This is a genomic window from Acidimicrobiales bacterium, from assembly GCA_034521975.1.
Lineage (GTDB): Bacteria > Actinomycetota > Acidimicrobiia > Acidimicrobiales > SKKL01 > SKKL01.
The window spans coordinates 247,431-271,781 of the sequence record JAXHLR010000005.1 but is presented as its reverse complement, the minus strand read 5'-3'; the positions used below and the strand labels follow the sequence as shown (position 1 = coordinate 271,781).

Sequence of the window (24,351 nt, the reverse complement as noted above, 5' to 3'; positions counted from 1 at the left end):
GTGACAGGATCGGGACATGAAGATCCGCATCGGCTTCGGTCTCGGGACCCGCAGCCAGACCACCGACCCCGATCGCTTCGTCTCCCTGGTGCAGGACCTCGAACGCCTGGGGTTCGACTCGTTGTGGGTGTCTGACCGTCTCAGCGGTGAGGCTCCCGACCCGGTGGTGGCCATGACCATGGCCGCGGCCAACACCACCCGCCTGAAGTTCGGCATGAGCGTGATGGTGCTGCCGGGACGCAACCCGGTGGTGGTGGCCAAGCAGCTCGCCAGCCTCGATCGCATGTCGAATGGCCGGTTGCTCCCCGCCTTCGGGTTGGGAGCGGCCGAGGCGGTCGAGCACCAGGCCTTCGGGGTCACGCGCGAGGAGCGAGCCAAGATCTTCGACGAGGCGCTGCCGCTCATCCGCCGGCTCTGGTCGGGCGAACCCGTCGACCACGACGGCGAGCGCTTCCAACTCGAAGGGGTGCGGGTGCTACCGCGACCGGTGCAGGACCCCCTCGAGGTGTGGATGGGAGGGGTGGCCCCCTCGGAGCTGCGTCGCGTGGGGAGGCTGGGCGACGGCTGGCTCCCCTCGTTCTGCACCCCGTCCGAGGTCGGCGAGGGGATCACCACCATCCGCCAGGTGGCGGCCGACCACGAGCGCGAGATCGAGGAGGAGCACTACGGGGTGTTGTTGGCCTACGCCCACGGCGAGCTCCCCTCCGCGATCGCGGCGTTCCTCCAGCGACGCCGCCCCGAGCTCGATCCGTCCGAGATCATCCCCGTCGGCTTCGACGCTCTGGCCGATCGGATCCGGGCCTTCACCGAGGTCGGCGCATCGAAGTTCGTGATGCTGCCCCTGGTCGAGCCGGCCACCTGGGGCGACGAGCTCGCGGCCCTGGCCGAGGCCGTGCTCCCCCTCGAGAACTGAACCACACGGGCAGCGCCGGTGGGTGGCTGGAGCCCTATCGCTCGGGGGCGGGGTCGGGCTCTTTCTCCCGCCAGGCGTTGATGGCGGCCCACAAGCCGTCGGTGGCGAAGCGGAGGAACTCGGGATCGTCGGCCGGGTCGCCTTCGTCGAGCCACAGAAGCACCGACGACACGATCAGCGACAGGGTCTGGCGCACCGCCCAGCGACGCTTGGCCTCGTCCTCGATCCGGCCCTCGAACAGGCGGGCGGTCGAACGCAGCGACCGTTCCTGGAAGTCCTCGACGTAGTCGGCGAAGCGGGGCTCGCGCGGCGAGTGCTCCCACAGCAGGCGGTAGCCGTCGGGGTCCTCGCGGGCCACGGTGAGGTGGGTGTAGATGGTGACACCGCTCTGGGGCGCGGCGAGGCGGCGCTGGAACTCCTCGCCGAGTCGCTCGCTGACGTCGAGAAGGACTGCGCGGTAGAGCGCCTCCTTGGAGTCGAAGTGGCGGTAGACGATGGCGCGGGTGATGCCGGCCTCGGTGGCGACGTCGTCGATCGAGGTGGAGACGAACCCCTCGCGGGCGAAGGCGCGGGCGGCGGTTCGCTGGATCTGCCGGCGGCGCTCGTCGCGGCCCATGAGGCGCCGGGGGCCGTCGTGATCGGTGGCGATGTCGGTGGTGTCGTCGATGGCCATCGTGCCGCTGGTCTCCCCCGGGTGAGCGGAACGTGCTCGGTGGTCAGTGTGGCAACGTCGCGCTTGTGCAGTGTACACACCTGTGTCTACACTGTTCGGTATCAGGGGGAGCGCTCCGGACCGGTCGGCGAGTCGGTTTCGAACCATCGCCGGCCGGTCGGGAGACATCTGAGGCAGACATCAGAGGCAGACATCTGAGGCATCGGATCACCGACCAGGAGCCCAGGTCTCAGTAGCCCAGATCGATGTCCACCACGCCGAGCAGTTCGTCCCCGGCGGCGAAGCGGCGCACGTTCTCGGTCACCCGCGCCGCCAGCAGCGGGACCCCCATCTCGGGTGTGTTGCCCACGTGCGGGGTGATGAGCACGTTGGGCAACGACCACAGGGGGTGCTCGGATGGCAACGGTTCGGGGTCGGTGACGTCGAGGCCGGCGCCCCCGATCGCGCCCTCGCTCAGGGCGGCGACGAGTTCGTCGGTGACGACGTGGCGCCCGCGGGCCACGTTGACGAGCCACGCGTGATCGGCCATGAGCTCGAGCTCGGCCGCACCGATGATGCCGGTGGTCTCGGGGGTGAGCGCCAGTGCCAGCACCACGACGTCGGCTCCGGGGAGCACGTCGGGCAACCGGTCGGGGCCGACGGTGCGGGTGGCGCCCGGTACCGCTTCGTCGCGGTTGCGCACCACCGTGGTGGTGCAGCCGAACGGGTCGAGCAAGCCGAGCAGGACGCGGGTGATCTCGCCGCCACCGAGGATCACCACCTCGGCCCCCAACAGGTTCTGGCCGGCGGGACCCTCCCACCGCGTCGCCCGGCCATAGCCCACGAGGTGCCGCAGTCCGGCGAGGGTCATGGCCAGGGCGTGTTCGGCGACCGGTGGTGCGTAGACGCCCTTGCCGCAGGTCCATGTCCGCTCGCGGTCCAGCAGGTCGACGAAGTTCTCGATCCCGGCGAAGGGAAGCTGCACCCACCGCAGCCGGGGTGCCGACGCCAGCACGTCTGGCAGCAGGTCGGGTCGCGCGGCGTCGGCCCACACCAGGGCATCGGCCTCGGTCGGGTCCACGACCACTCCCCCGCCCTGCTCGACCGCGGCCACCAACGACTCGTAGCGTCCGGATCGTGGCGCCACGGCCACCTTCGGCGCGCTCACCGTCCACCGTCCGGACTCGCACCGACGAGCGTCTCGAACATGGGGCGTGACCTCCCTATCCGCCGCCCTCCACGGCGGCGATCTGCGTGATCGACGACTCTAGAGCAACGCTCACGACGGCAACCTCGGACCGGAGGTGGTTGAGGAGCGGGCTTGACATGCCGATGGACCAAGGCGGAGGTTGATGTCGATGACGATGCACCAACGGGGGGACGAGGGCTTGCGGATCGGGATCATCGGGTGTGGCGACGCGGCCCGGCGGGTGCATCTGCCACGGCTCGAGGAGGCGGGCGCGCAGGTGATCCGCTTCGCCAGCAAGCCGCTGGCCGATGCCGAAGCCGCGGCTGCCCAGTCCAGCAGTGAGGCGATGGCCACCGACGACTGGCGCCAGCTGGTGGCGTCGCCCCACATCGACGCGGTCGACGTCGCCACGCCGAACCATCTCCACGCCGAGATGGCGATGGCCGCCCTCGAGGCGGGCAAACACGTGCTGGTCGAGTCGCCCATGGCCATCACGGTCAAGGAGGCCGATGCGCTGCTGAAGGCGGCGGCCCGCAAGGGCAAGATGCTGGTGCCTGCCCACAGCGTCCGGTTCATCGGTCCGTACGCGGCGCTGGCCGATGCGGCCCGCTCGGGCAAGGTCGGTCCGATCACCCGGGCCCGGGTGGAGCTCGGGCACCGGGGCCCCGACCACCTCTACCCCGCCGCTTCCTGGTACCTCGAACGATCCAAGTCGGGGGGTGGTGCGCTCATGGACCTCGGGGTTCCGATCATCGACCTGCTGCGGCTGGCGATCGGGGCCGAGGTGGTAGAGGTGACCGCGGCGGTCGCCGGGGAGCGGGGCGATGTCGAGACCCGTGCCGAAGCCCGCCTGCGATTCGGTTCGGGGGCGATCGCCGAGGTGGTGGCGAGCTGGGAGGGACCGGCCAACGTGGTGCAGCTCTCGGGCGACGACGCGTCGCTGCGGCTCGACTCCACGGGGCCGCCCCGCCTGATCCGCTCCGACGGCACCGAGGAGCGGCTGCGGTCACCCGAACAGGCGACGCCGGGGATCGAGTCGGTGTTCGTCGAGGCGGTCACCGGCGGCACCCCGACCGTCAACGCGGCCGACGGCCGAGCGGCGGTGGCGGTGATCGTCGCGGCCTACGAGTCGGCGACCTCGGGCCGTCCCGTCGAGGTGTCAGCCCCCGCCTGGTGACGCGTCTGGGGAGCGGTCCACCAGCAGGGCCGCGCCGAGACCGATCAGGAGCACGGCCAGCAGGTGCGGGAGCTGGACCTCCCACACGTCGAGCTCTTGGAGCAGGAACGCCACCCCGACGACGACGAAGACCATGCCGGCCACCAGCGCTCCGTGTTCGACCCTTGGGTTCATCGCCGCACCTCGATCTGTCCGAGCCCGACCGACAGGTCGAGCGTGAGCGTCACCGGATCCGTGCTCGCTGCCTCGTCGGAGGGTGGGAACGAGGCGGTGAGGCCGACACCGACCCCGTCGTTCGACCGGTCGAGCACCTGGGCGTCGCCGGCGCCGACCGAGGCGTCGACCTCGAGCCCCACGTCGGGCGGGACCAACACCACCAGCTCGCCCATGCCGACGCTCGCCCCGAGCGACCGGTCGCCGTCGAGGTCGAGGCCACGCAGGTCGATGGTGAGGGTCCCCATGCCCAAGGCGTAGTCGTCGGCCAGGTCGGCAATGGTCTGGGGACGCTGGGTGCGCTCCCCGACCGAGACGCTGAGATGGGTGGGGAGCACGCTGGCCGCGGCCACCACGAAGGCGAGCACGATGCCCCAGCCGACCAGGGCTCCGGAGCGGCCGCGCCAGGCGAGGACCATGGTGGCGATCCCGACGACGATGAGCGTGGCGGGCAGCACCACCCGCCAGTTGAGCTCGGCCGCACCTGAGAGGTCGACCAGCCACAGGCCGCCACCGAGGATCAGCAGCGCGCCGAGCACGATGCGGCCCGGCCGGTCATCCGGTGCCGTGGCGGCGTCGTGGTCCGTGTCGGCGACAGCGGGGCGCGACGGGGGGTCGGTTCCCGGTGCCGGGGGCGGGTGCAGCACCACGGGCTGGTCGAGCTCGGCGTCGTCCTCGGCGTCGGGGCCGTGGTGGCTCCGGCGCGACGGGCGGCGGTCGGTGGCGAGCAGCAGCACGCCGAGACCGGCGGCGATGAGCAGCAACGGCCCGACCAGAGAGCGAAGGGACGGGACGAACTGGTCCACCAGGGTGAAGATGCCGACGCCGATGAGCACCGCGCCGAGGGCGACGCGCCAGGTGCCCGCTGTGTCGAGGATGGATTCGGCGGGCCCAGCCTCGCCTTCGGGTTCGGAGGGGATGACGATCCAGCCGATCAGGTAGAGGAGGAGGCCGGAACCGCCGAAGACCACCAGGACCACCATGACGATCCGGGTGAGGACGGGGTCGAGGCCGAGGTGGTGGGCGACACCACCGCACACCCCGGCGATCACCCGGTCGGTCCGGCTCCGGCGCAGTTGGGGCTGCGGTCCCGGCGAAGTGGCGTGGGGTTCCATGCCCCCAGTTTGCCTACGCGATCAGTGATGAGAACAGGGACGAAGGTCATCCGCGATGGCACAAGCGGCGCTTATTGCAACTCGATGACAGACAAGCGGTGCTTGTACTGTGGCCGCCGCATCCCCTGTCCCCGTTCAGAAGGTGCTCCAGTGATCGACGAGAAGCTCGAAGACGTCTACGACGAGGTGTTGCATCGCAACCCCGGCGAGGACGAGTTCCACCAGGCCGTGCGCGAGGTGATCGACTGCCTCGGTCCGTCCATCTCCAAGCACCCCGAGTTCGCCCGGCGCAAGATCATCCAGCGGATCTGCGAACCGGAGCGCCAGATCATCTTCCGGGTCCCCTGGGAGGACGACAGAGGCGAGGTGCACATCAACCGTGGGTTCCGGGTCGAGTTCAACTCGGCGCTCGGTCCCTACAAGGGCGGGCTGCGGTTCCATCCCTCGGTGAACCTCGGGATCGTCAAGTTCCTCGGGTTCGAGCAGATCTTCAAGAACGCGCTCACCAACCTGCCGATCGGCGGCGCCAAGGGCGGGTCGGACTTCGACCCCAAGGGCCGGTCGGATCAGGAGATCATGCGGTTCTGTCAGAGCTTCATGACCGAGCTGTATCGCCACCTGGGCGAGTACACCGACGTGCCGGCGGGCGACATCGGCGTCGGCACGCGCGAGATCGGCCTGCTGTTCGGCCAGTACAAGCGGATCACCAACCGGTGGGAATCCGGCGTGCTCACCGGCAAGGGCATCGAGTGGGGCGGTTCGCTCGTGCGGACCGAGGCCACCGGCTACGGCACGGTGTTCTTCCTCCAGGAGATGCTCGCCGTCAAGGGCATGGATCTCGAGGGCCGGACCTGTGTGGTGTCGGGCTCGGGCAACGTGGCGATCTACGCCATCGAGAAGCTGATCGAGGACGGCGCCACGGTGGTGGCCTGCTCGGACTCCGACGGCGTGATCCACGACCCGGCGGGCATCGACCTGGCGCTGCTCAAGCAGGTGAAGGAGGTCGACCGGGCCCGCATCAGCGAGTACGCCATGCGCAGACCGGGGGCGGCCTACAAGGACCACGCGGTCATCTGGGAGATCGCCTGTGAGGTGGCGCTGCCGTGCGCGACCCAGAACGAGCTCACCGGCCGCGACGCGGAGAAGCTGATCGCCAACGGCTGTGTCGCGGTGGCCGAGGGTGCCAACATGCCCTGCACCCCCGAGGCCGTCCGGGCCTTCCAGCAGGCAGGGGTCGCGTTCGGCCCGGGCAAGGCCGCCAACGCAGGCGGGGTCGCCACCTCGGCGCTGGAGATGCAGCAGAACGCCAGCCGCGACGCGTGGAGCTTCGACTACACCGAGGACCGGTTGCAGGACATCATGAAGAGCATCCACGCGTCGTGCTACGAGACCGCCGCCGAGTACGGCCAGGAGGGCAACTACGTGATCGGCGCCAACATCGCCGGGTTCGAGCGGGTGGCCCGGGCCATGGTGGCGCTCGGACTGGTGTAGGCGGGGCCGCGACGCCGCCGGGCCACGGTGGCTAGTCGGCGACGACCCAGAACAGCCGGGCAGGGTCTCGCCGCAGGTTCTCCCACCTGTGTATCGGGACCCGGTTGACCATCAGGGCGTCGCCCGCCCGCAACACCGGGGTCTGGTCGCCGAGGTCGATCAAGACCAGGCCATCGGCCACGAGGATCAGCTCGATGCCCTTGTGGGCGAAGGTGGGAGCGCCCGACTCGTCGGGGTCGAGGACGGTGAGAAAGGCCCGCACCGACATGGTCGGGTCGTCGAAGAGGGGCACCACCCCGGTGCCGCGGCCGGTGGCGTCGTCGCGCCTGCGGTCGTGGCGGACCAACTGATGGTCGATCCGTCCCTGGCCGCCGAGCAGCTCGTCGACGGTGACCCTGAGGACCTCGCACAGCGGCACGACGGTGTCGAGGGAGAGGCCGCGCCTGCCGGTCTCGGCCTGGGAGATGGCGGCCGGGGTGATGCCGGCAAGGGCGGCGAGCTGGCCCTGGGTGAGGTTGCGGTCGTTGCGGATGCGGCGCAGGCCTTCGCCGAGGCGCCCGACGGCGTGCTCGCGTCCGACCCGGAGCGAGCCGGTGTCGGGATCGGCGGCGAAGTCGACCAGCATGCCCTGGACCCGATTGGGGCGGCCCTCGGCCTTGGTGATCCGGAGCCGGTCGTCGCGCCGTTCGAGCACGCACTGTGCGATCTTGGACACGCCACCGATGACCGCGGGACTCAGCTGGCCGCGGGTGCCGGTCCAGTAGGCGATGGCGCCGAGGTCGAGCAGCCGGGGACACATCCGCCGGTAGAAGGCGACGGTGGCGTCGGCACCGAGATGGGTGAGCAGCTCGTCGAGCCCGTCGATGACGAGCCGGGTACCGTCGACGATGTGGTGGCCGACGAGCAACGCTTCGAGGTCGGCGAGGCTGGTGGTGGCCAGATCGATTCGGTGGACCGCGACACCACCGGCCACGTCGATGGCGCGCGGGCCGAGCGAGACGAGGTGTCGGTCCGCATCGTCGGGTCCGAGGAACGCGGCCGCCGCGCCATCGACGTCGGAGCGGGCCTCACCCAGCCAGACCACGTTGTCGCCCAGCACCAGCCCGCCCCCGAGGAGGTCATCGAGGCTGGGGATCCCGCTGGTCCGATGCTGCATGCCACCAGTTAAGCACAGCTAAAGATTCCCCACATGGCCAATAGCGCTGGTATGGTCAGGGCGGATCGCCCCACCCAGGTTTCGTGGGCGCCGGCGCCAACGCAACGGGGCGTCGGGCGCCGGCGCCCGCGAGTCGCTGCACCGACGCTACCTGCGGCGGATGCCCGGCGTTGCTATGGTCCAGCACCATTGCGGTGAGAAGCCGCGCTGGGGGTGGACAGTGGCCGACATCGAGACCGACTACCTGGTGATCGGAGGCGGCGCGGCGGGCTTGGCCTTCGTCGACGAGCTGATCGCCCACAGCGACGCCGACGTGGTGATGGTCGAACGGCGCCAGCAACCGGGCGGGCACTGGAACGACGTCTACCCCTTCGTCCGCCTCCACCTCCCGTCGGCCAACTACGGGGTGAGCTCGCGAAGCCTGGGCACCGACACCATCGACGCGTCGGGCCCCAACGCCGGGCTGTACGAGCGCGCCACCGGCGAGGAGATCAACGCCTACTACCGGGACGTGCTGGCCGAGACGTTGCTCGGCTCGGGGCGGGTGCGCTTCTACGGCGGTTGCGAGTACCTGGGGCCGGGCCCTCACGGTCACCGGTTCGTCTCGCTGTCCGACGGCGAGGAAACCACGGTCCGATCGCGGCGGCGCGTGGTCGACGCCACTTGGTTCGAGACCCCGGTTCCCGCCACCCACACCCCGACCTTCGACATCGACCCCGAGGTTCGGTTCATCCCGATCAACGAGCTCGCCGAGCTCGACGGCCCGGCCGGCGGTTACACGATCGTCGGCGCGGGCAAGACCGGCATCGACGCCTGCATCTGGCTCCTCGAGAACGGGGTCGGCCCCGACCGCATCCGCTGGATCAAACCACGCGACGCCTGGTTCCTCGACCGAGCCTCGTTTCAACCCCTCGAGCTGCTCCCGGGCCTGATCGAGGGCCAGGCTCAGCAGATGGAGGCCGCTGCCGGCGCCGAGACCGTGGAGGAGCTGTTCGACCGGCTCGAAGCGGCGGGGCAGCTCCTGCGACTCAATCCCGACGTCGAGCCGAGCACGTTCCGGTGCGCCATGCTCAGTGCCTACGAACTCGACCAGCTGCGGCGGATCGAGAACGTGGTGCGCCGGGGTCGGGTGCAACACATCGGCACCGAGCAGATCACCCTGGACGAAGGGTCCATCCCCACCGACACCAGCACCGTGCACGTCGACTGCAGCGCGCCGGGTCTGCGCGCCACCACAGCACGCCCGATCTTCGAGCCGGGGCGGATCACCCTGCAACAGGTCCGCATGTGCCAGCCGACCTTCAACGCGGCGCTGGTCGGGTTCCTCGAGACCTCCGAGCGCGACGACGCCGACCGCAACCGGCTCGCACCACCGAACCCGTACCCCAATGACGCCGTCGACTGGATCCCCAACACCTACCTGTCCAACCTGGCCCAGTCCCGTTGGGGAGGAGCCCCCGACCTGGCGGCATGGCTCGAGTCGACGCGGCTCAACCTGGGCCGCGGCATCGGCGACCACGCCGACGACCCGACGATGCAGTCGGCGCTCACCCGGCTGATCACCAACGCCGAACCGGCGCTGGTGAACCTCGAGCAGCTCTGGTCCCAGCGTTGAGCCGCGCCAGGCGCTGAGCCGGCGACGAGCGCATGGCTCGGGGCTCGGTGTCGGCGGTGCGGTTCAGCGAGCGGCGAGGAACGTCTCGATGGGGGCGGCCGGGGAGAACAGGTGCCCCTGGCCGAGCTCGATGCCGAGCTCCACGAGCGCGTCGCGCTGTTCGCTCGACTCGATCCCCTTGGCCACCACGCTCGCACCGAGGCGAGCGGCGAGGTCGATGGCGGCCCCGGCGATGCCGGCGGCGATGGGGTCGGTGGTGGTCGAACAGGTGACGGAGGGGGCGAGCTTCAGCCAGGTCGGTGTGGCGGCCCGCAGGAGCTCCAGGGGCGCCCAACCCTCGCCGAAGTCGTCGATCGCGAGCTCCACCCCCGCGGCGCGCAGCTCGGACAGGGCCGAGGTCATTCGCTCGAGCTGGTCTGGGCCGACGTCGCAGCGGAAGTCGACGACCACCGAGCGGTGAGCCAGTCCCGATCGGTCGATCGTGTCGAGGATCGACTCGACGGCTCCGGGCATCTGCAGCTCCCGGGCCGAGAGGTTGCAGAACCAGCGGTCGGCATCGCCCACCCGCCCGCTGTGGCGTGCCGCGGTGCACATGAGCTCGTCGCGTGCGGCCAGCCCCAGCTCGTGGATGAGTCCGGTGTCCTCGGCCATGGCGATGAACGCCGAGGCGGCGATGCTGTCGCCGTCGGGTCCGGCCCAGTGGACGAGGCCCTCGTAGCCGATGGTGTCGCCGGCGGCCAGGCGCACGATCGGTTGGAAGCGCACGTGCAGGTCGCCTCGTTCGATCGCCTGGTGCAGGGCGTGCTCCTCGCCCAGGTTGGGGTGTTCCTGTCGCCGCAGCACCTCGGAGTAGGGCACGGCGCGACCGGTGCCCCGACGCTTCGACTCGTACATGGCGGCGTCGGAGCGGGCGACCAGCTCGTCGGCGGAGTGGCCTCCGCTTCCCGACCACTCCACCCCGACACTGGCTCGCAGTTCGATCACTCCGCAGTCGAGGGTGACCTCACGGGACATGGAGGCGGCGACGTGCTCGGCGATGGCGATCGCCTCTTCCTTGTTCACCACCTCGCGGCACACGGCGAGGAACTCGTCACCGCCGAGGCGGCCGATGATGTCACCGGGTCGGACCGCACGGCGGAGGCGCTCGGCGGCCAGGACGAGCAGTTCGTCGCCTGCCGCGTGGCCCAGCTCGTCGTTGATGGCCTTGAAGCGGTCGAGATCGAGGAACACCACCGCGATCGACTCGTCGGGGCCGGCCACGCAGGTCTCGAGCGAGTGCATCACCGTGGCCCGGTTGAAGCAGCCGGTGAGCGCGTCGACGGTGGTGACTCCCTTTCCATCGCGGGCCGCGTGAAGGACGCCGGGACCCGCCCATCGTCGGTTGTGGAACCGCCCCGCACAAGGGTCGGTGGTCCCCTCTGGGCCGGGTCGCGGTCCCCACACCTCCCCCGGTGGTCCCCACACCGACTCCAAGCCTGGGCGGGGTGGTGCCTTCAGGGTGGGATACATGCAGATCACCCGCTCGCTCAGCCCCCAGCACGGCGTGGACCGCCACGCCGACGTCGTGGTCGTCGGTGCACGGTGCGCGGGCGCGGCCACGGCGCTGCTGCTCGCCCGTGCCGGCCACGACGTGGTCGTCGTCGACCGGAGCGACCTCGCCGGCGACACGCTCTCCACCCACGCCCTCGCCCGCGGCGGGGTCGTCCAGCTGACCCGGTGGGGTCTGCTCGACGAGGTGGTGTCCGGCGGCGCCCCACCGATCCGCCAAGTGCTGCGGGGTGCGGGGAGCGGCGAACAGGTTCGCGAGATCGACGCCAAGGGCGGCGTGGATCATCTCCTCGCGCCGCGGCGGCAGGTGTTCGATCCACTGCTGGCCGCGGCGGCGGCCGCCGCGGGAGCCGAACTGCGGTTGAGGACCCGGGTCACCTCGCTGGATCGTGACGACACGGGGCGGGTCACGGGGGTGACCACGCTCGACCCCGACGGTGGGGAGCAGCGGATCTCGGCCGAGGTCGTGATCGGCGCCGACGGGCTCCGATCCCGTGTCGCGCGTGCCGTCGAGGCACCGATCGTCGAGCAGCGACCCTCGGCCAGCTCATGTCACTACGCCTACTACGAGGGCTTCGACCCTCACCGCTTCGAGTTCCACGTGGGCGACGCGGGCTTCGCCGGCGTCTTCCCCACCAACGATGACCTCGCCAACGTGTGGGTGTGCGTGCCCGCCGAGCGCGCCGACCGGGTGCTCGCCGCGGGACGCCGCCAGCGCGCCGCCAGCCACGAGACGCTGCTCGACGAGGTGTCCCCAGCGCTGGCTGGCCGCGCCCGCCACCGCCGCCGCGCCACCGGTGTGCGCGGCGGTGTTCGCTTCCCGATCCAGGTCCGTCGCGCCGCCGGCCAGGGCTGGGCCCTCGTCGGCGACGCCGCGTTCCACCAGGACCCGATGACCGGTCACGGCATGACCGACGCGCTCCGCGACGCCGAGCTGCTCGCGGGGGCGGTCCACGGGGCGCTGACCGGTCGGGCGGACCTCGACGAGGCCCTCGCCTGCTACGACCGGGACCGGCGCGAGGCCTCGGCGCCGTTCCTCGAGCTGGCCGCCGCACTCACCACACATCCGCCGGCGGAGGAGTTCATGGCGCTGCTGAAGCGCCTCGGCAAGGAGAACGACCGCGAGGCCGAGTGGCTCGCTTCCCGGCCATCGCTGCCCCAGCTCGCCCCGGCGGGAGCCTGACGCCAGCTCGGAGCTCTCGATCAGCACGACCCACCAGAGAGACACGACCCACGAGAAAGGGAGGACCACCATGACCACCACCGACCCGACACCATCGACCCGCAACGGCGTGGACACCGCCACGCTGTTCGCAACCCTCGACGCGGTCCGCGAGTCGCCGGAGGCGGCCCGGTTCCAGTTCCGGGCCCACAACCGGTGGGTCTCGGGCGTGCACAGCCAGACCACCGTCGTCGATTACTTCGGCGTCGGCGAGGAGCGCGACCACCAGCGGACGTTCCACTTCGACGCCGACCACCCCCTGCCCTTGGTGGGGACCGACCAGGGCCCGAGCCCGACCGAGATGGTCCTCGTCGCCCTGGCCTCGTGTCTGACCGCGGGAATCGGCAACATCGCCGCCGCCCGAGGCGTCACCCTCCACGAGGTGGGGTCCACGGTCGTCGGCGACATCGACCTCAACGGCGTGCTCGGCCTGGACCCCGAGGTTCGCAACGGGTTCGGCAACATCGAGGTGCGCTTCGAGATCCGGGGCGACGCGCCAGCGGAGACCCTCGAGGAGATCGTCGAGGCATCCCGGAAGCGTTCGGCGGTGTTCGACATCGTCACCGGGTCGGTCCCGGTGAGCATCTCGACGACCACGGGGTGAGCCGTGGTGTGGTCGCCGGCCCGCAGCGGGTCGGCGGCCACACCGCGTCACCCCGACCCGACCGGGAGCGCATTGGTACCATCGGCGTACGGGCTGGACCCGACGCCGAGATCGGAGCGGTGGTGTGATCTGGCGATTCGGCCAACGGGAGATCGACGCCGAGCGGTTCGAGCTGCGGTGCTCGGGCACGGCGGTGGCCGTCGAGCCCCAGGTGCTCGACGTGTTGATCCACCTCGCCGCGCACCACGATCGGGTGGTCACCAAAGAGGAACTCCTCGACGAGGTGTGGGGCGATCGGTTCGTGAGCGAAGCCACCCTGACCAGCCGGATCAAGGACGCCCGTCGGGCGGTCGAGGACGACGGCAGGCGCCAGGAGGTGATCCGCACCGTCCATGGCCGTGGCTACCAGTTCGTCGCCCCGCTCGAGCCTCGTCCCAGCCGGTCGGTCGATGCCGCACCCTCGCCGGCGGGGTCCTCCGCCGGAGCGGAGCCGACGGGCGCTCCCCCGGCGGTGCAGTACACCCGCAGCGGCGGGTACGACATCGCCTTCCAGGTGGTTGGCGACGGCCCGGGCGACATCGTCCTCATCCCGGGGTTCGTGTCGAACCTCGACCTGAGGTGGGAGCTGCCGCCCCTCGCCGAGTTCTCGCGCCGCCTGGCGGAGCTCGGACGCCTGATCGTGTTCGACAAGCGGGGCACCGGGTTGTCCGAGCGTACGGCGCCCAGCCGCCTGCCCACCCTCGAGGAGCGGATGGACGACGTGGGAGCGGTGATGGACGCCGCGGGATCGTCGCGCGCAACCCTGTTCGGGATCTCCGAGGGAGGGCCGCTCGCGCTGCTGTTCGCCGCCTCGCAACCCCAGCGGGTCGACCGGCTCGTCATCTACGGCTCGTTCACCCACGACCCGTTCGTCGGCGCCGACGAGATGGCCGAGTTCGTGAACGAACGCTGGGGAACCGGTGAGACGTTCCAGATGCTGGCGCCGACCTGGGAGCTCGACGAGCGGGGGATGGCCCAGGTGGCGCGCTACGAGCGGCTGTCGGCCAACCCCGACTCAGCCGCCCGGTTGGTGCAGCTCGCCACCGAGATCGACGCCCGGCCGGCGCTGCCGGCGATCGGCGCCCCGACGCTGGTTATCCACCGCACCAACGATCCGATCATCCCCATCGACCGGGGCCGGAGCCTGGCGGCGGGCGTCGCCGGAGCCCGCTTCGTCGAGCAGGAGGGTGCCGATCACCTGCCCTACCGCGACAGCGGCCCGGTCCTCGATCTGGTCGCCGAGTTCGTCACCGGCGTCCCCGCGATGACCGGAGCCGACCGGGTGCTCGCCACGATGCTCTTCGTCGAGGTGGCCGGCGTCCCCGCTCAAGGGGCGGCCGAGACCTCACGCGGGCAGGTCGAACGGCTGCTGAACCGGACCGAGCGCGAGGTCGGACGTCTCGGCGGCACCATCGTACGGGCCACCGGGCAGCGGCTTTTGGTGACCCTCGACGGCCCGGCGCGGGCGGTGCGCTGTGGGCAGCGCCTGGCGCGGATCGCCGAGGACCTCGACCTGGCGGTGTGCTGCGGCGTCCACACCTCGGAGGTGGAGCGCCGCGGCGACGAGCTCGAAGGGATCGGGGTTCTGGTGGGGGCCGGGGTCGCCCGGCTCGCCGACGACGGCGAGGTGTGGGTCACCCGAACGGTGCGGGACCTGGTTGCGGGCTCGGGCCTGCGCTTCGAGCCACGAGGCGCCAACGCGCTCGACGACGTACCCGGCACCTGGGAGCTCTACGCCGCGGTCTGAGGACGTGCTGTCTGTCAGATCTCGAATGTCTCCGACGGCTCGATCGTATTCTCCAATGAGGCGCCCTCGTTCGGCTCCACCACCACCGCAGTGCCGTAGGCGTAGAGCTCGGCCGCCGACCCCGCCACCTGGGAGGTCGTGAAGCGGACGTTCAGCACCGCGTTGGCACCCAGGCTCGTCGCCTGATCGACCATGCGCCCGACCGCTTCGCCTCGGGCCTCGGTCATCAGGTCGGTGTAGGTGCGCAGCTCCCCGCCCACCAGGTTCTTCAAGCCGGCCCCGATGTCTCGCCCGAGGTGTTTGGCGCGGATGGTGTTGAGGCGAGCCGACCACCCACGCTGGATGTCACGACAGATCGCTAGCATGGCGACACGCCGTGGAAGCGGCACTCGGAGCCTGTGCTCCCTCGCGACCGCCACTCCCGGGAGCCCGAACCATGGCAACCACCGAGCACGCACGTCACCAGTTGTACCAACGGCTCAACGAGACCATCGGAATCGACGAAGCGGACACGCTCATGGAGCTACTACCTCCAGTTGGTTGGGCCGACGTCGCCACCAAGGCCGATCTCGCCCACCTCGCCGACCGCATGGACGCACGCTTCGAAGAGATCGACCAGCGCTTCGACCAGATCGACCAACGCTTCGGACAGACCGCCGACAACTTCGACCTCAAGCTCGACACCTGCCAGGCGAACCTGCGGACCGAGATCGCCGACCTGCGCATCGAGCTCCACCGCTCGCTGCGCACCAACATGATCGTCACCGTCGGCGTCCTCGGCACCCTCACCACCACCGTCGGTCTGCTGACCTCGATCACCTGACCCATGGAGCTGGCCGACGAGCACGCCAGCTACCAGGTGCTCGACGAGGACGAGCAGGACCGGCTCCAGCGACCCGGATCAGTAGATGGCGGCGGCGATCACCACGTCGTCGGCCACTTCGAAGTTCACGCGGTCGTCGCGGATGTCCATGGTGACGGCGAAGCACTCACCGTCGCGTCCGACGACACGGACCTGCAGGCCGTCATCCTCGGCCCGCTCGGTGGCCTCGGCCTCGCCCAATCCGACGTACTCGGGGACCGGATCCTCGACGTTCTCGATGCACACCGGCTCGGGCAGGTCGTCGGGACCCGACCCCACCGCGTCATCGCCGTCGTCGCCACAGGAAGCGGCGAGCAGGACCGCCACGCACAGGAGTGTGATCATTCTCAGCATGTCTGTATGACGTCCCTGGGGCCGGATTGGTTCCATTTGTCATGACCACACTCGCGCACGACGCTCACCGGGGCGGTGCAGTGCTGTCGCGAACGACGAGCCGAGTGGGGAGCTGCTCGTGGCGGGGCGGTCGGCGCCGGCCGTCGCGACGGTCGTCGATCGCGGCGGTCAACAGCTCGGCCGCGAGGCGTCCCTTGGAGGCGATGTCCTGGTGGACCGTGGTCAGCGCGGGCTCGATCCGCTGGGCGACGGGGCTGTCATCGAAGCCCACCACCGACAGGTCACCGGGCACCACCAGCCCCTCGCGGTGCGCGGCCTGCACCAGGGCCACCGCCAGCAGATCCGAGAAGCACAGCACCGCCGTGGGGCGGGGATCGAGCGCCAACACCCGGCCGGCGGCTCTGGTCGCGTCGGTGTCGTTGTGGCCTGCGGCCTCGATCACGGGTACGGGTCCCGCCCCCGCCTCGTCCAGCACCTCGGTCCACCCGGCCAGGCGCTCGCGTTGGGGGTGGGGCACCGCCGGTTCGTCATCGAGATCGAGGGGAGCGACGGTCACCACGGCGATCTGGCGGTGCCCGAGCTCGACCAGGTGTCGGGCCGCGGCCTGGGCCCCGCCCCGGTCGTCGACGTTGACGCTCGGAACCTCCGGCGCCGGATCCTGATCGACCTGCACCAGCGGGAGCCCTCGGCGCTCGAGCCACCCACGGGCACTCGAGCGGGGGCGACACGAGTACACCACCGCCCCGTCGATGGCGACGTCACGAGCGGGCACGGCCTCGCCCTGAGGCTCGGAGGCCAGCAGGGTCAGGGCGAGCCCGGTTGGTGCCAGCTGGTCGACCATGGCCCCGAGAAAGCCGGTTGCCACCTCGTCGGCGAAGGCTTCACCGAGGGAGTCGGTGAGCAAGACCCCGACCGCGCCCGAGGTCCCCCGGACCAGAGCACGGCCTCGCGGGTCGGGCCCGACGTAGCCCAGCTCGTCTGCCACCGCCAGGATCTGGTCGCGCAGCTCGGACGAGAGCTGGTCGGGACGCGAGAAGGCGTTCGACACCGTCATCCGGCTGACCCCGACTTGGTCGGCGATGGTCTGCAGGGTCACTCGAGCCATGGGTGGCAGTGTGCCCGATCCCCAGCGTCGACCTCGGCTGGGGTCGGGCACCGTGGGTCGCCAGGGACGGGCCGCGGTGCTTCAGCTGGGGTCGGCTGCGGTGGTGACGACAGGGACGGGTCGGGTTCGACCGACGCCGCGACGACTGGCCACGGCCTGCACCCAGGAGGCCGAGCGCTGCATGGCGCGGGTGGCACGGCGCAGGCGCGGGTCGGGTCCGTGAGGCCGAACGGGGGCATCGGGCAGCGCGCTGTGGCCCAGTTGCGAGGACGAGGGTCGGCTGACCAGCTCGGGGAGGAGGGCGGGAGGATGCATGGTGGTTCTCCATCTGGGTCGAGGGGGGTGGGCCCAGGAGTTCTATATCGGTACAGACCCTAGATTAGGGGCAGAGTGACGCCGATCGGCTCCACCACGGCTGTGATCTCTGACACCTCCTCCCCCGCTGCTCCAGAGGGAACCGAGTCGCGGCGTCGATACCCCCACTCAACGCGCAACCACCGATCAGGGATCGATCAGGGGAGGCACCATGAGCTCCATCGACGAGATGAACGACTGGAACGCCAAGGTCATCGCCGAGTTCCGAGAGAACGGCGGCAAGGTCGGCGGCCCCTTCGAGGGCGCACCCATGGTGCTGGTGCACCACACCGGCGCCAAGACCGGCACCGAGCGGATCAATCCGCTGATGTGTCGGATCGAGGGCGACCGCGTCTACATCTTCGCCTCCAAGGCCGGGGCGCCCGACAACCCCGACTGGTACCACAACCTGCTCGCCCACCCCGAGACCACCATCGAGATCGGTGACGAGTCCGATGTGGCGGTGCGGGTCACCGAGCTGGCCGGCGCCGAGCGCGACCGGGTGTGGGAGCAGCAGAAGGCGGCGTTCCCACAGTTCGCCGACTACGAGGCGAACACCGACCGCACCATCCCTGTCCTCGCCCTCGACCGCGTCTGACCGGGGTCACTCGCGGGGCGAACCGGCTCCGACGCTCTCCTCGGCTCGGTCCTGTTGGTGCTGCAGGGCTTGGCGGCGCCCCGGGAGGAACACCGCCGCCACCACCGTGGCGAACAGGAAGAACCACGATGCGACCACGAACACGCGGTTGTAGGCGGCCTGGGTCTCCTCCACGGGAAGGCCGACCGGGCTCACGTCGCCCACGCTGGCGACGATCACCGCGCTGAGCACCGCGACTCCCAGCGCTCCTCCGAGCTGACGGACCAGGTTGTTCACTGCGGCGGCCTGCGCGACGAACCGCGAAGGGAGAGAGTTCATGGCCGCCAAGGTGGTCGGCATGAACACCAGGCCCATTCCGATGCCCTGGACCAGCAGGATCTCGACGATCCGCCGCTGGGACAGGTCCGGGCTGAGATGTGCGAGCTGCCACATCATGACCGTGGTGATCGCCAGCCCGACAGTCGCAGGCAGCTTCGAACCAACGCGATCGGCGAGCCAGCCGGCGATCGGCATCGTCATCGCCACCCCGATCGCCCCCGGAGCGAGCAGCAGGCCCACCCGTTGGGCGTCGAGCTCGCGCACCACCTGCAGCTCGATCGGCAGGAACGTGAGCCGCGCGAACTGGCCGATGCTCATCAGCGCGATCACGACCATCGCCATGGCGAAGGTGGGTACCCCGAACATGTCGAGATCGATGATCGGGTCGGTGCGACGACGCGCCCAGAAGACGACCCCGACGAGACAGATCACCGCCACCCCCATCACCGCCCACGTGATCAGCGAATCCCAGCCCCACTCAGTGCCCTGGCGGGAGCCGAGCACGATCAACACGACGCCGACCGCCAACAGGATCCATCCGATCGGGTCGAGCCGGCGTCGCTCCTGATGGCCGACGTCGGGAAGCCAACGGACGGCAAGGGCAACCGCCAGCGCCGACACCACGACGAACACGCCGAAGATCCACCGCCATCCGACGGTGGAGACCATCAATCCGCCCAGCGGCGGGCCCGCTGCGGGTGCAGCCATGATGCCGATCCCCCAGATGCCCATGGCGGTGCCACGACGGTGGGGTGGGAACAGGTCATAGACCATCGCCATGCCGACCGGCATCAGGGCGCCGCCACCGAAGCCCTGGAGCAGCCGGCCAGCCACGAGCACCAACATGTTGGGTGCGACCGCACAGAGCGCGGCTCCCGCGCCGAACGCGACGAGACTGAGGATGTACAACACCCGGCGTCCGAGTCGGTCGGCGAGCCAGCCCGTGAGCGGCAGGACCAGCACCACTCCCGTCAGGAAGATCGTGACCACCCAGTCGACCGACAGCGAGTCGGCACTGCCGAAGGTCTGGTCGATGCTCGGCAGCGCGACGCCGACGACGGTGATGTTGAGCACCGCGGCGTAGTTGCCGACGAGGATCACCAGCACCGCGATCCACGGCGACCGCGGCGGTGGGAGGGACTCGGGGGACCCAGACTCGCTTGCGGGCGGGTCCCGCTCGACCTCTTCGTCGATGCTCACGTGGTGCGGATCGACGCTCGGCTACGTCGGTCGCCTTTCACCAAAGCTGCCATCCTCCCGGTCGACGTCGGTTCCGGGACCGCAGCCTCCGGACCCAAATAGTGTAACCGTGTTCTATTCGAGAACCCGCGACTCGTGAGGCCGCAACCCGAATCTGTGGTGGGCGAGGGGGAGTCGAACTCTGGAGAACGGGGTGTCGTCACGTACCAGCGAGTGTCGTTCCGTACCGTCTGACCAGGGGTTTCGCGACCTGGCCGTCCAGCCCGTACCAGCCAGTTCACCCCCGTATGTACCCGTCCGGTAGAGATCCGGTAGAGATCGGCAGCTCCAAACTGGTAGCTGCGAGCAGTTGGTCCGGCCGGCCAGTGATCTGGAAGCCGGCGAAGGCGCGAGCGAGCTGGCCAGTGCGCAACGAAAGCTGCCTGAGGGATGCGAGGTGTTCCTCGGTTCGCCCAGGCGTGCACGAGATGGTCGCGAAGTTGATGGACTCCGCGGCCGCTTTGCCTCGGACTGGCAGGTAGAGGTCGACGCCCGGTGGTTCCGGTGGGGAGGTCAGGGCGTCGACTCGAAAGGTCCGGTCCGCTGGCGATGCCTCATGGAAGAGGAGGCGCAGTCCGTGACGGAATGAGTTGTCGACCGCACGCAGGCTCTGCGGCTGCCGGTTTGCACCGGGAATCGGCTCCGGAGCCTCGACCATCTCACGGAGCTGACCGATGTTGGTCACCACGAGGTCCACCAGCTCCCCCGCGCGAAGCACGAGGTTGTCGAACGCCTGGTCGTCGATGATTCGCTCTGGCACCTCGATCCCGCCGATGTTCACCGTCGCCACATCCGCCGGATCGAGGGACGGGACGGCCTCCGAATCGGGCGGCCGCACGGCATCGGACGGGTCCCCGACGAGGGCGAGGAGCGTTGTACGGTCGACGCCTGTCACGTCGCCGATGATCGTCTGCAGATTGGTCGGCGATGCGACGAACGATTCGAAGAAACTGTCCGAGCCACGTTCGTGCCTGCGCATCGCGTAGAGGAGCGTCCCGAACTGCTCCGCGACGGCGTATAGGTACGCCTGTACCTGCAAATCGACGACACCGGCCATGTGTGGACCTACCTCGATGAAGCCGAGGATCCCCAGCGCGTCGCGCCCGGGAACGTGATCGTGGCTGGCGACGCCGACGACCCGTTCCTCGCCCGCGTGATCGACATCCAACCCGGCAGTTCCGCACGCGAAATCGTCCACCTCGAAGCGGTCGGCACCCCCGCTGAGATCATCGGTGCACTCCGCGACGCCGGTCTACTTCCTGAGTGAATCCGCACCCAGCACGATGACTGCTTGGAAAGTATCGGGATAGGTGATACTATCGAAGCAATGAAGACGTCTGAGGCGCTCCGAGTGCTGGCCGAGCTGTCGGCATCCCAATGGGGGATGGTGACGACGGCTCAGGCTGCCGCGCACGGGGTCCAGCGACTCGATCTCTCCCGTCTGACAAAGGCCGGTCACCTCGAACGGCTGGCACACGGGGTGTATCGCGACGCCGGCGCCCCTTCTGACGAATTCGAGAGCCTGCGCGCAGCATGGCTGGCCGCTGATCCTTCGGACGCCGCCGAAACCCGCCTTCGGGACCTCGTAGGTGGCGTGGTGGTCATGGGTGAGTCAGCCGCATCGCTGCACGGCGTGGGCGACCTGCCTGCCGATCGGCACGAGCTCAGCTCCCCCGTCCGTCGTCAGACCCAGCGGCCAGAGATCAGGTACCGCCAGCAGCAGCTCGAGCCCGGCGACGTGACGATCGCTCATGGCCTGCCGGTGACCACCATCGAACGAACCATCGCCGACCTGGTCGGGGCTCGGACCGATCTGAGTCTGGTCGCCGACGTGCTGCGCGACGCTGCCCGTGTCCGCCAACTCGACACCGACCGGCTGATCGAGCTGCTCGGCCCGCTCGCCGCCCGCAACGGCGTAGGCAAGGGCAACGGCGCCGCGCTGCTCGACCGTCTCACAGCCCTCGCTGGCCTCGACACCGCCTCACTCGCTGAGACGATCGCGACGTCGAGCACGCTGGCCGACCTGGTCGCCGCCACCAGCCTGGCGCGCTTCGCCCATACCGATCTCGCCGAGGCCGTCAGGGGTTCCGCGATGGAGCAGGCGCTCCGCGGGCTGAACGAATCGATCGCTCAGTCGGTGACGCAAGCGATCGCCCCAGCGCTGGAGCACTTCGCAGCATCCATGGAGATGCCACCGATGTCCGGCATACATGCGACTCTCGCCGAGCTGGCCGAGCAGGTTTCGCTGAACCTCCCGACACAGGACCTCCTCGGGTTCTTCGGCGAGGAATGGGCGAAGATACTCATGACTGAGGCACCTACCTCTCGAATCGATCTCGTTCTGGTGCAGGCATGAACACGCGTCTCTTGATCCTCGACGACTCGGGCAAGCCCGACGCCGGCCACGCCTCAGGAGCGGTGGTCATCGCCGGACTGTCGATCGACACGCTCCGCTACCCGGCCCTGTCGCGACGAGTCCTCGGAGCGAAGGCTCGCTTCTACCCAGGTCGCGGCGTCCCGCAGGGCTGGGAGGTCAAGTCGAGCGGACTCGTGAAGCCCAACCCTTGGAACCGTGCGAACAACCGCAACTTCGCCCATGAGCTGGCCCGAATCGTCAGCGACCTGGGAGGCACCTTCTACGCGGCGACCATCACCAAGGCCAACCTCCACCACCCGATGACGCTGGCCACGACGATGCCACTGCAGCTCCAATGCCTGGTCGAACATTTTGAGGTGGAGTGCCGAGCGACCAACTCGCTCGGCATGGTCATCGCCGACTGGTCGACCCACCAGTTCGATCAGCACGCGAGCCGGTGTGTGGCGAGCTTCGCGGCCTCCCGCAAGCTCCGAGTCCACCCGGGCGTCTACTACGCGAGCTCTCATGGAAACGAGGGCGTGCAAGTCGCCGATGTGGTCGCAGCCGTTCGGCGGCGGGCTGTGGAGGGCGATACCGCCATGGCGGCGTTCGACGCCCACCTCGCGTCGATCCGCCCGGCCAAGGTCCTCTCCAACACGTGCACGGGACGGTCATTCACGAACTACGTGACGGTGATCTGATCCACTGGTACCATGGCGAGTGCCGCAGGTTCGGTTAGTAGGCGTCAGCCGAATGCAACCGAAGCACCTGCGGTATTTGGGCCCCGGAACTCACGGGGCCCTTTTCATTTTTGTTGTGATGCGCCTCGGTCATCGAGATGGCCGCAGCCGGCCGGGAGCCGCGCCGCACGACCTGGACCGGTCCGGCGATCTGCGCCGCAGGTTGTTCAATCTTCAACGGTAGAGATCCGGTAGAGATCGGCCGATCAGTCGTCCTCGAAACCCCTGTTGACCAGGGATTTCTTGGTGGGCGAGGGGGGATTCGAACCCCCACGGGCTCGAGAGCCCTGCCGGGTTTAAGCCAGCTGCGTCTACCGATTTCGCCACTCGCCCGGCGGTCGGGCCACGCTACCCCGACGAGCCGGGGGCTACGCGGCGTCGGCCTCGTGGTCGTCGTCGAGCGCGGCCCACAGGGCGGTACGCACCCGCATGGCGTCGGCTCCGTCGAGGCCGTTGGCCACCACCACGCCCTCGATCATGTCGGCCAGCACCGCGGGCCACGGCCGGTCCTTCAGGTGAATGGCGATGGTGCTCCCGCCATCGCGGCGACGGCGGATGGTGCGGTCGACCCCGCCGAGCCGGGGCGGGCTGCGAAACGCCGGCACCGTGAGCGATCTGGCCCTCGCCGCCTCGCCCAGGGCACGGGCGGCGGCGGCGAAGCGCACCGCGGTGCCGGCGGAGCCGGACTGGCCGCAACGTGAGGTCGTGTCCTTCATCCCGACCATCTTCCCCACCCCGTGTGACACCGAAGCGTCCGGTGCGCCGTGAGCGAGGGCCGGTACCGTGGGGCCGTGTCGACCGACGGGCTCGCCCCACCAGCGCTGAACCCCGCCCAGCAGCAGGTCCTCGACCTGCTGGGCGCCCCCGCCGACGAGCGACCCACCTTCGACCCCACCCTCCGCGACGAGCTGCGAGCCGAGCTCGACTCCCAGCTCGCCCACCTCGCCGGCGACCTCGACCCCGACGACACCTTCTTCGTGTCCAAGCACAAGCTCGGGTCGGTGCACGGCTGCGAGGTCCGGATGCTGGCCGAGGACGACGCGGGGTTCGAGTGGTCGGTCCCCACCGCCCGCGGCACCGTCGCCCACAAGGCCATCGAGCTGTCGGTCCACTGGCGGGGACGCCCCACCCCCACCGAGCTGGTCGACGAGTCCATGGCCCGACTCGCCAACGACGGCGGCACCCTGGCCGAGTTCCTCCAGCGGGCCGGCGAGGTCGACCTGGCCGAGCTGCGGGGCGAGGCCCTCGACCGGGTCACCAAGTTCCTCGAGAGCTTTCCTCCCCTGCAGTCCCGATGGCGTCCCGTCACCGAGTCCCGTGCCCGGGTCGACCTGCTCGAGGGCCGTCTGGCGCTCTCGGGCAAGGTCGACCTCAGCCTCGGCCAGGCTCGCGGCACCACCGCCGGCAAGGTCCTCATCGACCTCAAGACCGGCGGGTTCGCCCCCGTGCACCTCGACGACCTGCGGTTCTACGCCCTGCTCGAGACGATCCGCCTCGGCGTGCCGCCCCGACTCGTCGCCACCTACTACCTCGACAGCGGCACACCCCGAGCCGAAGCGGTCACCGTCGGGCTCCTCGAAGCCACCGTGGCCCGCGTCGCCGACGGCGTCGACCGGTTGGTCAACCTCGCCCACGGCACCGTCGAACCTCAGCTGCGGCCGGGCCCCGCGTGCCGGTGGTGCATCGTGCTCGCCGACTGCGACGCCGGTCGCGCCCACCTCGAGCTCGACGACCTCGCCTGAGG

General features: G+C 69.9%; 24 protein-coding genes and 1 tRNA gene. 12 read left to right on the top strand and 13 right to left on the bottom strand.

Annotation, left to right across the window (positions count from 1 at the left end; translation table 11 throughout):
* Positions 1-16: 16 nt before the first annotated feature.
* Positions 17-913 (top strand): LLM class flavin-dependent oxidoreductase, encoded by an 897-nt coding sequence (locus U5K29_08140; protein ID MDZ7678508.1) that lies wholly within the window; start codon positions 17-19, stop codon positions 911-913.
* A 34-nt stretch (positions 914-947) separates the two neighbouring features.
* Here U5K29_08140 and U5K29_08135 read toward each other — a convergent pair whose 3' ends face one another.
* Both U5K29_08135 and U5K29_08130 read right to left on the bottom strand, forming a co-directional pair.
* A complete protein-coding gene (locus tag U5K29_08135; protein ID MDZ7678507.1) occupies positions 948-1,586 on the bottom strand; it encodes a TetR/AcrR family transcriptional regulator in 639 nt (212 codons plus the stop codon).
* A gap of 229 nt (positions 1,587-1,815) precedes the next feature.
* Positions 1,816-2,733: a D-isomer specific 2-hydroxyacid dehydrogenase family protein gene (locus tag U5K29_08130; protein MDZ7678506.1), complete on the bottom strand. Its 918-nt coding sequence runs from the start codon at positions 2,731-2,733 to the stop codon at positions 1,816-1,818.
* A gap of 190 nt (positions 2,734-2,923) precedes the next feature.
* On the opposite strand from U5K29_08130, the gene U5K29_08125 reads away from it, so the two are divergent.
* Positions 2,924-3,931: a Gfo/Idh/MocA family oxidoreductase gene (locus tag U5K29_08125; GenBank protein MDZ7678505.1), complete on the top strand. Its 1,008-nt coding sequence runs from the start codon at positions 2,924-2,926 to the stop codon at positions 3,929-3,931.
* Here the strand turns inward: U5K29_08125 and U5K29_08120 are convergent.
* Together U5K29_08120 and U5K29_08115 are read right to left on the bottom strand one after the other, a co-directional pair.
* Positions 3,914-4,105, bottom strand: coding sequence for a DUF5668 domain-containing protein (locus U5K29_08120; protein ID MDZ7678504.1), 192 nt, complete (start codon positions 4,103-4,105; stop codon positions 3,914-3,916). The genes U5K29_08125 and U5K29_08120 overlap by 18 nt on opposite strands.
* Entirely contained in the window at positions 4,102-5,259 is a 1,158-nt protein-coding gene (locus U5K29_08115) for a PspC domain-containing protein (protein ID MDZ7678503.1), read from the bottom strand. Before U5K29_08115 ends, U5K29_08120 begins: the two co-directional genes overlap by 4 nt.
* Before the next feature lie 150 nt (positions 5,260-5,409).
* On the opposite strand from U5K29_08115, the gene gdhA reads away from it, so the two are divergent.
* Entirely contained in the window at positions 5,410-6,750 is a 1,341-nt protein-coding gene (gdhA, locus tag U5K29_08110; protein MDZ7678502.1) for an NADP-specific glutamate dehydrogenase, read from the top strand.
* A gap of 31 nt (positions 6,751-6,781) precedes the next feature.
* Here gdhA and U5K29_08105 read toward each other — a convergent pair whose 3' ends face one another.
* Positions 6,782-7,906 (bottom strand): XRE family transcriptional regulator, encoded by a 1,125-nt coding sequence (locus U5K29_08105; GenBank protein MDZ7678501.1) that lies wholly within the window; start codon positions 7,904-7,906, stop codon positions 6,782-6,784.
* A gap of 220 nt (positions 7,907-8,126) precedes the next feature.
* Here U5K29_08105 and U5K29_08100 point away from each other — a divergent pair, with 220 nt between their 5' ends.
* Positions 8,127-9,521, top strand: coding sequence for an NAD(P)-binding protein (locus tag U5K29_08100; GenBank protein MDZ7678500.1), 1,395 nt, complete (start codon positions 8,127-8,129; stop codon positions 9,519-9,521).
* Positions 9,522-9,584: 63 nt separating this feature from the next.
* Here U5K29_08100 and U5K29_08095 read toward each other — a convergent pair whose 3' ends face one another.
* Positions 9,585-11,030, bottom strand: a complete 1,446-nt coding sequence (locus U5K29_08095; GenBank protein MDZ7678499.1) for a bifunctional diguanylate cyclase/phosphodiesterase — start codon at positions 11,028-11,030, stop codon at positions 9,585-9,587.
* Here U5K29_08095 and U5K29_08090 point away from each other — a divergent pair.
* The 3 genes from U5K29_08090 (at position 11,029) to U5K29_08080 (ending at position 14,681) form a co-directional block, all read left to right on the top strand.
* Complete coding sequence (locus tag U5K29_08090; GenBank protein MDZ7678498.1) at positions 11,029-12,252, top strand: NAD(P)/FAD-dependent oxidoreductase; 1,224 nt, start codon at positions 11,029-11,031, stop codon at positions 12,250-12,252. The genes U5K29_08095 and U5K29_08090 overlap by 2 nt on opposite strands.
* Before the next feature lie 70 nt (positions 12,253-12,322).
* Entirely contained in the window at positions 12,323-12,895 is a 573-nt protein-coding gene (locus U5K29_08085) for an OsmC family protein (protein ID MDZ7678497.1), read from the top strand.
* 124 nt (positions 12,896-13,019) lie between these two features.
* Positions 13,020-14,681, top strand: coding sequence for an alpha/beta fold hydrolase (locus tag U5K29_08080; GenBank protein ID MDZ7678496.1), 1,662 nt, complete (start codon positions 13,020-13,022; stop codon positions 14,679-14,681).
* Between the two features lie 14 nt (positions 14,682-14,695).
* Here U5K29_08080 and U5K29_08075 read toward each other — a convergent pair whose 3' ends face one another.
* Complete coding sequence (locus U5K29_08075) at positions 14,696-15,046, bottom strand: YbjQ family protein (protein MDZ7678495.1); 351 nt, start codon at positions 15,044-15,046, stop codon at positions 14,696-14,698.
* Between the two features lie 71 nt (positions 15,047-15,117).
* Between U5K29_08075 and U5K29_08070 the strand changes: the two genes are divergently transcribed.
* Positions 15,118-15,504, top strand: a complete 387-nt coding sequence (locus U5K29_08070) for a hypothetical protein (GenBank protein ID MDZ7678494.1) — start codon at positions 15,118-15,120, stop codon at positions 15,502-15,504.
* A gap of 78 nt (positions 15,505-15,582) precedes the next feature.
* Here U5K29_08070 and U5K29_08065 read toward each other — a convergent pair whose 3' ends face one another.
* Positions 15,583-15,888 carry a hypothetical protein gene (locus U5K29_08065; GenBank protein ID MDZ7678493.1) on the bottom strand — a complete coding sequence of 102 codons (306 nt, stop codon included), beginning with the start codon at positions 15,886-15,888 and terminating at the stop codon, positions 15,583-15,585.
* A gap of 73 nt (positions 15,889-15,961) precedes the next feature.
* Positions 15,962-17,002, bottom strand: coding sequence for a LacI family DNA-binding transcriptional regulator (locus U5K29_08060; GenBank protein MDZ7678492.1), 1,041 nt, complete (start codon positions 17,000-17,002; stop codon positions 15,962-15,964).
* Between the two features lie 526 nt (positions 17,003-17,528).
* Here U5K29_08060 and U5K29_08055 point away from each other — a divergent pair.
* Positions 17,529-17,954 (top strand): nitroreductase family deazaflavin-dependent oxidoreductase, encoded by a 426-nt coding sequence (locus U5K29_08055; protein MDZ7678491.1) that lies wholly within the window; start codon positions 17,529-17,531, stop codon positions 17,952-17,954.
* A gap of 6 nt (positions 17,955-17,960) precedes the next feature.
* On the opposite strand, the gene U5K29_08050 is transcribed toward U5K29_08055, so the two are convergent.
* Together U5K29_08050 and U5K29_08045 are read right to left on the bottom strand one after the other, a co-directional pair.
* A complete protein-coding gene (locus U5K29_08050; protein MDZ7678490.1) occupies positions 17,961-19,472 on the bottom strand; it encodes a DHA2 family efflux MFS transporter permease subunit in 1,512 nt (503 codons plus the stop codon).
* A 277-nt stretch (positions 19,473-19,749) separates the two neighbouring features.
* The gene (locus U5K29_08045; protein ID MDZ7678489.1) at positions 19,750-20,709 is read right to left on the bottom strand and encodes a hypothetical protein; all 960 of its coding nucleotides are present in this window, start codon (positions 20,707-20,709) and stop codon (positions 19,750-19,752) included.
* A gap of 153 nt (positions 20,710-20,862) precedes the next feature.
* Here U5K29_08045 and U5K29_08040 point away from each other — a divergent pair, with 153 nt between their 5' ends.
* The gene (locus tag U5K29_08040; GenBank protein ID MDZ7678488.1) at positions 20,863-21,867 is read left to right on the top strand and encodes a type IV toxin-antitoxin system AbiEi family antitoxin domain-containing protein; all 1,005 of its coding nucleotides are present in this window, start codon (positions 20,863-20,865) and stop codon (positions 21,865-21,867) included.
* The gene (locus U5K29_08035) at positions 21,864-22,568 is read left to right on the top strand and encodes a hypothetical protein (GenBank protein MDZ7678487.1); all 705 of its coding nucleotides are present in this window, start codon (positions 21,864-21,866) and stop codon (positions 22,566-22,568) included. Before U5K29_08040 ends, U5K29_08035 begins: the two co-directional genes overlap by 4 nt.
* A 283-nt stretch (positions 22,569-22,851) precedes the next feature.
* Here U5K29_08035 and U5K29_08030 read toward each other — a convergent pair.
* Both U5K29_08030 and U5K29_08025 read right to left on the bottom strand, forming a co-directional pair.
* A tRNA-Leu gene (locus U5K29_08030) sits at positions 22,852-22,940 on the bottom strand.
* A gap of 35 nt (positions 22,941-22,975) precedes the next feature.
* The gene (locus U5K29_08025) at positions 22,976-23,323 is read right to left on the bottom strand and encodes a hypothetical protein (GenBank protein MDZ7678486.1); all 348 of its coding nucleotides are present in this window, start codon (positions 23,321-23,323) and stop codon (positions 22,976-22,978) included.
* Positions 23,324-23,398: 75 nt separating this feature from the next.
* Here U5K29_08025 and U5K29_08020 point away from each other — a divergent pair, with 75 nt between their 5' ends.
* Positions 23,399-24,349 (top strand): PD-(D/E)XK nuclease family protein, encoded by a 951-nt coding sequence (locus U5K29_08020; protein ID MDZ7678485.1) that lies wholly within the window; start codon positions 23,399-23,401, stop codon positions 24,347-24,349.
* Positions 24,350-24,351 lie beyond the last annotated feature (2 nt).